Here is a 13,769-nt window from a genome sequence, read left to right on the forward strand (position 1 = left end):
TTGAAAACAAAACCTTATCCGTGCAGATCTGAATTCTTTATTCGTTAATTTTAATCTCGTGCCGAAGCTCCGCTTTGGTACGTGTAATTTGAACCAGGATATTCAGGATAGGCAGGATTATTAAAATTGATGACTTAGCTTCCCGCAAGCACAAAAACCTTTTAGTTCACAGGCGTGTGAGTGTTGCCCTTCAGATACTACGCGAACTTATTTAAGGAGATCCCTCTCCCGAAAGCTTTCGGGACGGGATGACATTGCTTTTATTATTGGGAGATGAAAGAGATCAATCAAATTAATTTCTATTTGTGTAAATCTGTGGTCTATTTCATCAACTCATATTTCAGATCCCCAAAGAAAACAGTACATTTTGACTTTTAATCAGATCAAAGTGACGTGAGCAAGATAGAATATCAGGAAGAGTTTAAGATTCGGGCCTCGGAAGTTAATTTCCATCATAAAGCAACAATACCGGCTATATGTAATTTATTGCAAGAAGTGGCCGGCAATCACGCCCGACAGCTTCAATTTGATATCACCGATCTTCAAAAGGATGAGCTAACGTGGGTTTTACATCGGCTGTTCCTTAAGATCAATCGCTTTCCCGATTGGAGAGAAACGATAACAATTAAGACCTGGCCTTCGAGTGGAGATGGTCTTCGTGCCTACCGTGATTTCCTGATTTTGGATTCTGATGATAACATTATCGGAAAATCTCTGAGCTATTGGATCATTTTGAATATTGAGAGCCGGCGTCCCACCCGCATTCCAAAAGAAATATTAGCCATGGCTCCGGAAAATTCAGAACATGTTCTCCCTCTAACCGAGATGGAGGATATAAATATTTCCCAACCTGACAACTCTGAATCCTTTGAAGTACGAAAATCAGACCTGGATCTCAATCAGCATGTAAATAATGTACGATATATCGAGTGGGCACTCTCATGCTTGGAGAATAATGATACCAATATTACTACTATGGATATCACTTTCTTGGCAGAATCAAGTACAGGAGATACCATAATTGCTGAAGTCCAGCAAAACGATAACTCTCCGCCTGTTTTTCATCATCGGATAAAAAGAAAGTCCGATGAGAAAATTTTAGCCAAGGTTTATTCACGTTAGCTGTAGCAGCTTTTAAAAGTTATTCCCAGCGAGGTGCAAACGTGGGATTGACAAGTCGGGTTGATTTCTCCAACTCATCAATACGTACAAAGTCTTCATCCTCCAGATAGAAGTCGAATACTTCAAAGTTCTCCCGAAGGTGTTCCTCGCTGGATGCCTTGGGGATAGCCACCACATTTTCCTGCTCTATCAACCAGCGGAGGGAGATTTGTGCCGGTGTCTTGTCATATTTGCGAGCAATTTCCTGCAGCTCTTTACTCTCCATCACTTTTCCTTTTGCCAGCGGACTGTAAGCCGTAATCATGATATCATTTTCGATTGCATAATCCAGTAAATCCAGCTGGTCAATAAAAGGATGAAACTCGACCTGATCGCAAAAGATTGGAGCACGAATTTCTTCTTTTACTTTTCTAAGCATGTGCAGCGGAAAATTGCTGACTCCTATATTCATGGCTTTACCCTGATCGCGCAAAACCAGCATCGACTCGATAGTTGAACGTAAATCGTACTGGTCATTAGGCCAATGGATCATCAAAAGATCAACATAAGGGGTATCCATCTGCCGCAGACTCTCTTCAGTGGTTTGCAACACATCATCCGCCGCCAGATTAGTATGCCATATTTTAGTACTCAAAAAGATGTCTTCTCTGGGGACATTGGATACATTCAGTGCTTCTCCTATTTCGCGCTCATTTTTGTATAACTGAGCTGTATCAATATGCCTGTAGCCGATGTCGAGCGCTGTTCGTATAACTCGTTCACACTCTCTGTCGTGTAGTTTGTAGGTTCCGAGGCCAATCTCGGGTACTTCCAGTCCCTGAATATTTTTATATTGCATTTTTATTTTGCGAAAAACTCCAATTCTTGTTGCGATTTAAAATCAGTGTAATAACAGTTTACAATGTCCGATGATTCAGTGAAAATAGAGAAAGTAGTTCGAATCTGAAAAAACTATTCATTCTCACGGATTTTTTTAATAGCATAAGCACCACCAAGGACTGCCAAGATACCAAGACCACCATCAATCGGTGTCTGCTCAGGAGCAGCAGGCAAGCCGGGTTGTGCTATCACTTGTTCCGGAATCATTAACATTAGCACAATCACTATACCGACTGGAATAAAGTATAAGAGTTTTTTGATAAGCGCTTCTTCATAACCCATAATATATTATTTGATAAGAGTCATCTTCCGAGTAAACACCGTTCCATTTACTTCAAAACGAGCAATATACATACCACTGGGCATATTAGAAGCATTCCAACTTACTTCATGGACTCCGGCTTCTACAGTACCATCGACCAGTGTTGCCACTTTTTGACCAATCATATTCCATACCGTCAATAACACATCCGACTCTTCTGTAAGTTCATATGGAATAGTCGTAGTCGGATTAAACGGATTAGGATAATTCGGTTTTAATTTGACAGATTCCGGTACATCATTTGATGCCGTACTTTGAACATTTGGTCGTACGGATAACGTAAAACGGGCATCCTGTGAACCGTTTGTCTTGTTTAACAGTTCATTTTCGTCTGATGCTGACGGTTTCTGTTGTTTTTCGTTATTTTCGACATTAAAGCTATACTCCTCATCTCTTCGCAGATCAATTTCCCGGCCCGTCTCTTCATCAATCAGTATCAGATCCCATTCTGAAGGTATATCCTGCATTTCACTATCCCATCGAAACGTCAGAGATGAACGCCCGTTAGCCTTAAATGCGATCGGAATTTCAATTGCAGATTCCAGGTTAATCGGCAGCGCATTCTTTTGCAACCGATTATTATTGTACTCGCTAAATAAATTTATGGAATTGGGATTCAAGGAAAAGAGCTTATAGGCATCATAGCGATCCAGATCTGTTGTCCCGTTTTCACTGAATTCTAACGAATAGGTGTCGTAAAACTCCTCTCCGTGGAGTTCAAGATCAAAAGCCAAGACATCTTTCAGATTGTCCTTATAAAATTCAGTACCCGTATTTGCTTCTAATGTACTTTTATTAAATGAGAACGTTCCATCTACTTCATTAGTAAACCTGACAAAAAATGCCTGAAATGGTGCGATCCGATCTCCATCTGTAAGCGCTGTATAATCTCCGTTGCCATTGTTAGCATCGTGATCCCAAACATATACATTGGCATTAACACTATTATCAACATCTTCGAGCTCACTAATTAACTCACCGACTGAAAGATCAGTTCCAAAAGGATTACCCAGCAAATTCCAGCCTTCGTTCCCTGAAATACCAGCTTCTCCTCCTCCGTCAGTAGCGGAAACGGTCACATCAACAGTACTACCATTTTCCTCGTCGTCGATATTTATAATTTTTGGGAATCCTCGTTGAATGCCAGAAGCATTCAAATCATCATCTTCAAAAACGTACACGATATATCCTTTACCCGGTGTTAGATCACTTGACATCCCGGAAGGAGATACAAAAGATGTATCATTTTCTGACCAATGCGCAATCGTCAAGTTACCAGACGGATCATCCGATCCTGTCATCCCCTGCATCCAGAAGTCGCCAAAGAAGTCATTAAAGGTAGCATTTTGTACCGGAGAAGAGATCATCCGCCAACCTTCTGTACCGCGAATTCCAATGGCAAATTTTGAGCCGAAGGGTGTGCCGTCTACTTTTGTGCCGGGGGAAGATAAAGAACCATCATCTGATACCTCAGAATGCTTAACATAACTATCCCCCGTTATTTCGGGATCTAAGACATTTGATTCGCCAGAAGCATTATTATCATAAGTAGCAGTTGAAACAACGTTCCCTTCCGAATCCTTAAGAGTAAGTGTTTCAGGTGAATTATTTAAACCAACTTCACCATCTGAAAAAATTAAAGCACCACCAAAATTACCCTTTGGTTGTGTATCCTCAGAATTGTCAAATAACACTATAGCATTACCAGCAGGTATCACAGTCCCCTCTGGGAAAGTAAATCTATCACTGTTGCCATCGGCATAGATCCAACCACTTATGTCGATATCTTTATTTGTATTATTCACCCATTCTATAAATTCGTCTGTATCTGAATGTACATCTCCATCTCCATTAGCATCATCTCCCGGATCAGCATTTATCTCGTTAAATACCACATCCGGGGCATCATCATCTTTAATAGTAAGGGTCAGATCCCGGGGTTCAATGATTGTCCCTTCGGTATTATTCTGCAACTGAAAGACAGCTTTTTCGCTGCTCTCAAAATCACTGTCATCCGTTATACTAACAGCAACGGTTTCTGTATCCCCATCTGATGCTTCACTGTCAAAACTGATGGTTTCTGTAGAATAGTTATCAAAATCGTTGTTATCGGCCGTACTTGGGTTGTTGAGAAATACCACGTCTACATCAACAGCTGTCCCAGCGGATTCAACTAATTCGACTGTTAGAGTAGCTGTTCCATCATCTTCGAATGCTGTAAGTGCAGATTGCGTAAAGGCTACGGTTGGGGGATCAATTAACGTGAAATCAGTAGAAAATGCAGAGAAAGCATTGTCATCATCTTCATTCCAGTTCGATTCGTCACCAACTAAAGAAAGGAGAGTTTTTGCAGTACCTTCTATACCATTACTTTCATCATATTGGTAGTTATCTGTAGTACCCAAATCTATTATCTGGTGAGCTTCTTTGGTTAAATTAGGGGGTATATCTGAGCTGTTAGTACCACCAGCGTAATTCCAAGAGTCGCCGCGGGCCCACCCGATCCCATAAAGAAATGTGGTAGAATTACCTGAATCACCCTGATAGACAATTATATTATCACCAGATTTTGCAGGATCAAAACTACCAGAAGAAGAAAACCCATCATTGCCTTCTTCATATGTGATAATTTCTCCTGCATTTATATTATTGGGAGCTGTATAGGTAACCGTTCCTTCGCTATTATCAATAGCACCATCAGAGTCAATATAAGGAGCATCAGTAAATTTTATTTCAGTGCCTGCTTCCAAATCCACGAGAGGAACAAAATCAAAGGTCTTGTTACCATCCTCATTACCATCAGCATTGACGGTAACGACCACTAAATCCCCAAGCGACAGAGTTGTTTGGCTGTACCCTGCCTGAAAAGCAATTCCAATAAGAAATGCTGTGAATAGTAATGTTTTATATAAAAAGCTCCTCCGTAACGTTTGACCCATATACTCTATATTTTTTAAGGGTATCCCTGGAAGCTGTTTTTTTAATTAATGGATTTCACATCTTTTTTCAAAGAAATCGATGTTAATTATTTTTTAAAAACTGTAATAATTTCTCCATTAATCATCTTCCAGGTGCATCTCTCCAAGCAGACCTTCAGTATGAGCAACGGCCACAGAAACAGCAGCATCGCCCGTAATATTAACAGCCGTTCGCAGCATATCCAGTATACGATCGACACCTAAAATAAGAGCTATCCCTTCTACCGGCACCTGAATAGCTTCTAATACTACAACCAACATAATAATACCGGCTCCGGGTACTCCGGCCGCGCCTACTGAGGCAAGAGTTGCTGTCAACACAATTGTGAGCTGCTGGGCAATACCCAGATCAAGTCCCAGGGCCTGCGCAATAAAGACTGCAGCCACGGCCTGGTACAAGCTTGTTCCATCCATATTAATAGTGGCCCCTATCGGAAGTACAAAACTGGATACTTCCTCGTCGACTCCGACATTTTTTTCAACGCGCTCCATCGTTACAGGTAAGGTAGCAGAGCTTGAGCTCGTACTGAATCCCAAAAGCATAGCGGGTTGAATAGCTTTGAAAAAATCCAGCAGCCTCATTTTGCTGAAAAGCTTGAATAATCCGGAATAAACTATCGTCAAGTGTAGAAATAATCCGATAACCACGGCAATACAGTACCAGGCCAAAGCTCCGAGCAGATCCAGCGCCTGAGCTATATCATCACCCGCCAGATCGACAATTACTCCAGCCATAAGCGCAAACACGCCGTACGGAGCTACTTTCATAATCAGATCTACAATCTCAATAATCACTTCGTTCAGGGAGTCAAAAAAGTTTACGAGTGATCTGCTTTTTTCGGATGGAATCTTAATGAGCCCGATTCCCAGCAATATCGCTACAAATACAACCTGCAGCATGTTGGCGTTATCCGAGGCGGAGTTGAAAAAGTTTTCGGGCACAATATCTACAAGAAAAGTCATAGGACTCCGCTCTATCACTTCCTGGGCCGATTCTGCAGAACCCTCAATATTTTCCTGGTATCCGGACATCAGCTGTTCTTGTGTTTCGGGAGGAAGGAAGTCTCCGGGTTGAATAATATTTACGACTGTTAATCCAATCGTAATAGCCAACATCGTTGTTACAACATAGATACCGATGGTTTTACCACCCATTCTCGATAGTTGAGCCACATCATTAAGGCTGGTAACGCCCACAACCAGTGAAGCAAGTACCAATGGTACAGCAATCAACTTTAACAGATTTATAAAGATCGTACCGATGGGCTGTATATAATCAGCGGTAAAACCCGCATAGCCTGTAAGGCTGGCAATTAATCCCCAAATTAAGCCAAGTACTAACCCGATAATGATTTGCCAATGTAACCGCTTGTACCAAACTTTACTCATCCAATCAGTAATTTTAAGATTATTGCCAGTAAGGCCCCGGCTCCGGTGGAAATGCTGTTAACAATATTGTTGTCGATTTCAATTTTATAACCCAAAACCAGTAAACTTACTGAACTATTATTTTGCTGAAAAATAGCTCCTAAAAAGGAATCAATTATGCTTCCTAAAAAGCCTGCAATGAAAATGCTAAGAAAATCATAAAATTCAAGTGAAAAAACGTAAATTGATGCGCCCGCTATAACTACACTCCCTGTCAGTGATGCCAAGGTCCCCTGCAGACTGATTCCACCGTCGGTACCGGGCGAAACAGTTTGAAGATTTGTAATTAGATATGTGCTGTCGGGTTTTCTACTTCCGGATTCTGTCCCCCAGGTATCGGCCGTGGCCGTGGCTATGGCAGCCATAGCTCCGATCATAAAAATTTCATTGCTAAATACAACTGCGAGCACCAGACAAATCACCAGCCAAAATCCATTGGCCCACACCTGATGTCCATCTCTACGGATTTTATGGGCAGAACGATCTGCAGGATCCGGCCGGATGCTTGTCAATGCAGCACTGGAGATAAAAAAAAGTAATACGACACCGGCAGCCGCCCATCCGCCTAAACCAAAAATAAAAATGCCAACGACGATGGCTGCAAACATGCCATCAAGCGATAACCATCGAAATAGAAAGGCAAAAAAAGAAAAAACGGCCGAAAGTATCAGTCCCAAAAATATATACCACTGCTGAAATGTACTGGCTGATGTAATAAATACAACAACCAACAGGAAAAGGGACAGATAGTTAAGTTTACGATCCATTTGCAGCTATCAGGATTCTGATGCTGCCGAGGAGTTTTGATCGTGCTTTAAAATAGCAACGATGACGGTGATGTAGCCGGTCATGATGACGATCGGAGAGATGTAAAGGGAAATAAAGCCTTTGACCTCGTTCTCAAGATACATTGCGGTAAATCCGGCAATGACAAGAAAAAATCCCAAGGCAAGGATCTTGTAATTCCACGAATTGAAAATCATCGGTTTTTTCGAGCTTCGTCTGCCGCGTTTTTTTGACATTTTTTTTAATGAATGTAGGTTGTAATTAACTATTGAAGTAGATAAACGGAAAAAATCTGCAAATCTTTCATTTCAGTCTGTAATGAAACTAACAAATTCTTTTAAATCAATTTTTGTGTTATTCTTCTTCGGGAGCAGAGCTCCCTCGGAACTGCTTGTCTGCTCTGATTAAGGGAAATACCTGCCGATCCCCCTATTTGAGATTCCTCATCACTCAGAAAACCACTGAATTCTTCGGAATGACCAAGAGTTTGTTGCCCTGCCCCCCCATTTACTCGGTCGCACCCTCTAAAGGAATCTCACACTGTTGGATTTAAAAGTTCTTACCCCCCCCTTTTTTATCTCCATTTAGTAAGGGGAAAATTAGAAGTGCCTTTAAAATAAAAATAAATCCGTTCGAATCCGTGAAGATCTGCGGCCAAAATATTATTGTTCTTTGGCAATGATTGCTACCCAGTGCCCCTCCTCTTCGGGTGTGGCAATTTCAATGGTATCATCAGCTGTTATCTGTTCGTCATCTTTCCACTCTCCCTCATCGAGATTAATCCAACGATGTGTGAATTCGCCCTCGGCGTCAGATAAATCGATCGTTACCGCGCCCCCATCGGGGAAATAGATCGCGTACTGCTGACCTGTTTCTGCCAGCAGATATGCTTCGTCATCAGCTCGTTCGTTCAGCAAGTCATTCCGAGGCTCAGTTTTCTCTATATTCAACTTATCAACCACCATTCGAAGAGACTCGATTATCTGCTGAGCCCGGGGACTGAGGCCGAGCCCGATTTCAGTCTTGTCTGTATGCTTAGCGGCATTTTCGATCGGATGCGGCCGGTGAAACCGGGCGCTTGCTCCTCCGGCAAAAAGGATACGTCCCATTCGTGCTACACTCTCCTCTTCTCCGCTATAAGCCGCACCGTAATTTTTTACGTTGTTAATGGGACGAGGCTGCGAGGAGATCTGGTCTCGTGCATATATAATATCATCGTAATGCTCTTGTCCGGCTGCCCCATTATTTTGCGAAAGTTCCAGGAACGTATATCGTTGGGGCTGATCATAAATATGAGTATGGTCTCTACTTTTAAGATTATTGCTACGCCGCATGTCGGAAACTTCAACTATTTTCCCTTCATCCGCGGCCTGATCGTGCAGATAATCCGCCCAATAATCTCCCCACTCCACCGGTTCGCCTGTCTCATTATTTATGGTATAAAGCACATGGGGATATTCCAGCGTGTACGAAAGAATTTTATCTACAAATTCTTTTTGGTAGCGCAGCAACAGTTCGTTGTTATCTAATGAGGGTGGGGTCCTGAAAAAAGGATGTTCTGTTGAGTTTGGCTGGGGCTCGTAATTAATCTCATCGGGGAGTCCCGATTCCTCTGAAGTATAATTACTATTATTATCTGGATTATATGGATGATACGACCATCCGCCCCTGGTTTGAGAATCAGCATAAAGATCCCACGTAGCCCAAATTTCAATCTGTATTATAATATCCCGCTCCCGGGTTTTATCCAGGAAATCTTCGAATCTCTGCCAGTATTCTTCATTAAATTGTTCAAGGTCAAAATTTCCATCCTCATCCTGTTCATAAGCAAAAACATTTCCCTCGTTACGATGACTCATTACGTTTCGAACGTAGTTACCACCGACTGACTGCAAAAGGTTGAGGTGTTCGGTCAGGTTATCCGGATGATTAAAAAGATTATCTTGCCAGCTTCCTCCAATAAGTACTACCGGCTCGTCATCATACTGCCAATAGTATGGATTTCCCGAATAAGGCTGAATTTGTGATCTCTCCTGCGCTACCTCTGTAGTATCTGTCTCCTCAGAGAAGTCAGTTTGTATTCCATCGCCGCAACCTATGAAAAGAAGGCAGGAAATTACAATCAAACTACCGTAATTAAGATATATCTTCATAGAAATAAGAGCTAAATTTTATGCCTGTTTAATATCTGTTTTTTAACGCGCCCTATCCCTGATATGTTTCCCATAAATGAACTTTATTTTCATAAAAAACATATAATTACAGCTACTCATGAAAGACTTACTCTCTCACTAAACGGCGTTGAATAACTCTAAATATGTACTGTAAAAGTTGATATCTTATATTTCTCAATGAAGTAATACTAAACCCAAATGGACAATCCGTGCTACAAATAATACTTGCTTCCGGAAGCCCGCGCCGTAAGAAATTGCTTCAACAAATTAATCTGCCGTTTGAGGTTAAGGTCAGTTCGGTAGATGAAACCTTTGATGCCAAACTATCTGCTTCAGAAATCGCTCAAAAGCTTGCCCTTCGAAAGGCCCGGGATATAGCCCGGCAATGTACGGAAGCCCTGGTAATTGGCGCTGATACGATTGTTGTTTTTGAGGATGAGATTCTGGAAAAACCTGCCGATCAGCATGAAGCCCGAGAGATGTTGCAACGTCTAAGCGGCAGGGGTCATCACGTACTTACCGGTGTTGCCCTATGCAAAGTTGATTCCTCCCAGAACGTAACTAACACTACCACATTTGTGGAACGGACAAAGGTAGTATTTGGTGATCTGTCAATTGAAGATATTGAAACCTATGTCGCCAGTGGCAGTCCGCTGGATAAAGCAGGTGGTTACGGTATTCAGGATGATTTTGGGGCTATTTTTGTGAAACGGATCGAAGGTGACTACTATAATGTTGTAGGATTTCCGCTCCACAGCTTTTATAATACGATGAAATCTTTTGCGCCTGAATACTTCCCTCAGGTCAAGCTCAATACCAGTCATAATGAGTAACGTTTATAAAAAATATCTTCTCTGGATTTTATTACTTGGTTTATTGCCACAGATTTCCCTGGCTCAGCTTGATGACCAATACTTTAGAGCTGAACAGCTTCTTCAACAACAGGAGTATGAACAGGCTTTTGAAAAGTTCTACAAGCTTCACCAGGAAAATCCCAATACCTATATTTTTCTGAACAAATTGACTGAGTGCCTGGTGAACATGAAGGAATACGAGAAAGCCATCGCTATAACAAAAGAAGCTGTGGAGAGAGGCCCGTTACGAGTACAGGCTCAAATCCGTTTGGGAGAAATTTATCATACGAGCGGAGAAAAAGAACAAGCCTATAAAACATGGAACCAGCTACTGAAAAATAACACTGGCAACCAGCAGCTTGCTCTTAAAGTAGCACGTGCCATGAAAGACCGACGCGCCTATGATCGTGCTGTTGAGGTTTATAAACAGCTACGGGAAAATGCAACCGGTTCTACTGTTATCACTTCTGAACTTGCCGAAACCTATATGCAAGCCGGAGAATATGAAAATGCTATCCGGGAATTTTTGGAGGTTGTCAGGAACGATCCCAACCGCATGAACTTTGTGCAGCGGCACCTGATGCAGTCCAGAGATGATAATATTTACGATATCGCAATTCTGGAGATTTCTGATTTTCTGGATGAATTGCCTTCCACACATCCCAGTTATCAACAGCTTCAACAGCTCGAAATATGGCTTCTTACTGAAAGAAAGCTCTATAAGCGAGCGCTGGCAACAGCCAAAAATTACGAGCAGCAATCCTCCACAATCACCTATTCACTGTATAATCTGGGATCGAAGCTGGTTGCAGAACAAGAATATGAACTAGCCGAAGAGGCATTTTCGTACTATATCGACAAAAATGTACTGCAGCTTAAGGACCGATCGAAAGAAGAGCTCGGGAATGTATATATCAAATGGGCCAAATATCTGGAAAATTATAACCTGGGACTTTCTACAAAACGTAATGAACTTTATGAGGAAGCTTTTACAACACTGGAATCGCTTCGCGAAGAGTCTCCCAACTATCAGCGGATGGCTCAGGTTTTGATAACGCTTTCTGAACTATCACTGGATGTATTGCACAAACCTGACAAAGCATCAGAGTATTTGGAACAGCTCCGTTCCCTGTCAGATGACAGCATGCAAATTGCACGTGAAAATTATCTTGAAGGTCGGCTTCACCTATATAATGGTAATTATACTCGGGCACGGGTCGCATTATCCAAAAGCAATAACCAAGAGCGTATCGGAAATCTGGCCGAAAAAACGCGTTATTATCTGGCACTCTCCGATTTCTTTTCAGGAGATTATGAGTTTGCCAAAATTCAGCTCAATGCCCTGAAACGTCAAAATACATCCTATTTTGCAAATGATGCCGTCAAACTTAACCTCTGGATCCAAAACGGTCTGCAGGCCGACAGCAGCGGCGCCAAACTGGAACCTTTTGCCAAAGCTATAGAGCATTTTTCACGGGGCAAAAACCAGCTGGGAATGAATGCGATGGCAACATTATTTGAGGAAGATCAATATCATCCTCTGATAGATGAGGCACTGCTTGAACTGAGCACCTACAAAGAACCCGGCAATGCAATCTTTGTCTATCGGGCGCTAAGCACTTTTTTGAAAGAACGAGGAGACACTTCTCCACTTTATGAGCGGCTACTCTGGGAAAAAGCCCGACTTGCCGATCAGTTCGTAACAAATGAAGAATTAGCAATGCCACTACCACAATCCGGTGAAGAAACGGTGACGGCCGGCAAGCAATTTTTTAAAGATACAGATGTTTCTATTCCCACTGGTACAGAAGAAGTTGTTAATTTGTATGAAGAAGTAGTAATCAACTTCCCCAACGGATTTTACTCAACCTATGCCCGAGATCGAATTCAGGAATTACAAAATATTCAAACCTAAATTATGATGTGCCGAACTTTTCTGATTGTACTGTTTACCGCCTTTTTCAGTTTATCCGGATTTGCGCAACAGCAGATTCTCATACCAATGGATGCCTCGCAGACTAATCATTTAAAGGCATACGGTATCATCTTTAATAATTTACAGGATGGGAATTCAGCACAATGGCTGCTTAATTATAACGGGGGCAGCTTTATGACTGGATATTCGGAGGAGCTACTTCGCGAAACCCGGCTCAAAAATGTAAAAGCAGAAGTAATTTCAAGCCAGCGTTCCGCAGAGATAATTGCCGAGGTTGAAAAAGAAAACACAAATACAGCTGTCATAAAGTTAGATAAAGCCCCTAAGATAGCTGTTTATACGCCCAAACAGGCTCTTCCCTGGGATGACGCCGTCACCCTTGCTCTGGATTATGCCGAAGTAGAGTATGACAAGGTTTGGGATCCGGAAGTGCTTAACGGCAAACTATCGGAATACGACTGGCTGCACTTACATCACGAGGATTTCACGGGACAATACGGTAAATTCTGGGCTTCATCACGCAATCAGCCGTGGTACATACAGCAGGTCCGGGAGATGGAAGCCATGGCCAACGAACTTGGCTATGATAAAGTAAGCAATGAGAAAAAGGCGGTAGCTGCCGAAATAAAAGAATATATAGGAAACGGTGGCTTTATGTTCTCGATGTGCTCGGGAACCGATACTTTTGATATCGCATTGGCTGCTCAGGGGGTCGACATTGCTCCCACTCCTTTTGACGGCGATCCTATGGATCCCAATGCACAACAAAAAATTGATTACGACAACACCCTTGCCTTTACTGATTTCACACTCAGTAAAGATCCCGCAGAATATGAGCACGCCGATATTGATGTACCGGTGGAGCTGGAAGAGATAGATAAGTCGCTGGACTTTTTTACCCTTTTTGAATTTTCGGCTAAATGGGATCCCGTGCCTACCATGCTCACTCAAAATCACGTAAGCAGTATCCGCGGCTTTTACGGGCAAACTACCGCTTTTCAAAAAGATAAGGTTAAGGAGTCTACGGTGATTCTTGGAGAGAGCCCCGGCCGCGATATCGTTAAATATGTCCACGGCAATTATGGCAGAGGTACATTTACATTTTACGGCGGACATGATCCAGAGGATTACACACATCGTGTAAACGATCCTCCGACCGATTTGAGCCTGCATCCCAATAGTCCGGGTTACCGCCTGATTTTGAACAATATCCTCTTCCCTGCTGCCAAAAAGAAGAAAAAGAAAACATAAACAGTGATCAGTTGGCAGTTTACAGTTAACAGCAGGCCA

At 42.2% G+C, this 13,769-nt stretch carries 11 protein-coding genes; 4 read left to right on the plus strand and 7 right to left on the minus strand.

What is annotated here, in order from left to right; genetic code table 11:
* Positions 1-393: 393 nt before the first annotated feature.
* Positions 394-1,122, plus strand: coding sequence for an acyl-[acyl-carrier-protein] thioesterase (locus ACT3ID_RS07700; protein ID WP_491541421.1), 729 nt, complete (start codon positions 394-396; stop codon positions 1,120-1,122).
* Between the two features lie 19 nt (positions 1,123-1,141).
* Here ACT3ID_RS07700 and ACT3ID_RS07705 read toward each other — a convergent pair whose 3' ends face one another.
* The 7 genes from ACT3ID_RS07705 to ACT3ID_RS07735 all read right to left on the minus strand — a co-directional run bounded on the left by ACT3ID_RS07705 (position 1,142) and on the right by ACT3ID_RS07735 (position 9,668).
* Positions 1,142-1,960, minus strand: a complete 819-nt coding sequence (locus ACT3ID_RS07705; RefSeq protein WP_491541422.1) for an aldo/keto reductase — start codon at positions 1,958-1,960, stop codon at positions 1,142-1,144.
* A gap of 113 nt (positions 1,961-2,073) precedes the next feature.
* Entirely contained in the window at positions 2,074-2,283 is a 210-nt protein-coding gene (locus ACT3ID_RS07710) for a PID-CTERM protein-sorting domain-containing protein (protein ID WP_491541423.1), read from the minus strand.
* Positions 2,284-2,289: 6 nt separating this feature from the next.
* Positions 2,290-5,262, minus strand: coding sequence for a lamin tail domain-containing protein (locus ACT3ID_RS07715; RefSeq protein ID WP_491541424.1), 2,973 nt, complete (start codon positions 5,260-5,262; stop codon positions 2,290-2,292).
* A 117-nt stretch (positions 5,263-5,379) separates the two neighbouring features.
* Positions 5,380-6,690: a dicarboxylate/amino acid:cation symporter gene (locus ACT3ID_RS07720; RefSeq protein ID WP_491541425.1), complete on the minus strand. Its 1,311-nt coding sequence runs from the start codon at positions 6,688-6,690 to the stop codon at positions 5,380-5,382.
* Entirely contained in the window at positions 6,687-7,496 is an 810-nt protein-coding gene (locus ACT3ID_RS07725) for a DUF92 domain-containing protein (RefSeq protein WP_491541426.1), read from the minus strand. The genes ACT3ID_RS07720 and ACT3ID_RS07725 overlap by 4 nt, the downstream gene beginning before the upstream one ends.
* Positions 7,497-7,505: 9 nt before the next feature.
* Entirely contained in the window at positions 7,506-7,751 is a 246-nt protein-coding gene (locus tag ACT3ID_RS07730) for a hypothetical protein (RefSeq protein WP_491541427.1), read from the minus strand.
* A 426-nt stretch (positions 7,752-8,177) separates the two neighbouring features.
* Positions 8,178-9,668 carry a putative collagen-binding domain-containing protein gene (locus tag ACT3ID_RS07735; RefSeq protein WP_491541428.1) on the minus strand — a complete coding sequence of 497 codons (1,491 nt, stop codon included), beginning with the start codon at positions 9,666-9,668 and terminating at the stop codon, positions 8,178-8,180.
* Positions 9,669-9,898: 230 nt separating this feature from the next.
* Here ACT3ID_RS07735 and ACT3ID_RS07740 point away from each other — a divergent pair, with 230 nt between their 5' ends.
* Genes ACT3ID_RS07740 through ACT3ID_RS07750 form a run of 3 tightly spaced genes read left to right on the plus strand, consistent with a single transcriptional unit; the run spans position 9,899 to position 13,730 of the window.
* Positions 9,899-10,522, plus strand: a complete 624-nt coding sequence (locus ACT3ID_RS07740) for a Maf family protein (protein ID WP_491541429.1) — start codon at positions 9,899-9,901, stop codon at positions 10,520-10,522.
* On the plus strand, positions 10,515-12,458 hold the full coding sequence (locus tag ACT3ID_RS07745; protein ID WP_491541430.1) for a tetratricopeptide repeat protein: 1,944 nt from the start codon (positions 10,515-10,517) through the stop codon (positions 12,456-12,458). The genes ACT3ID_RS07740 and ACT3ID_RS07745 overlap by 8 nt, the downstream gene beginning before the upstream one ends.
* A gap of 3 nt (positions 12,459-12,461) precedes the next feature.
* A complete protein-coding gene (locus ACT3ID_RS07750; protein ID WP_491541431.1) occupies positions 12,462-13,730 on the plus strand; it encodes an asparagine synthetase B in 1,269 nt (422 codons plus the stop codon).
* Positions 13,731-13,769: the final 39 nt, after the last annotated feature.

The sequence above is a fragment of the Fodinibius sp. GM108 genome, assembly GCF_058386985.1.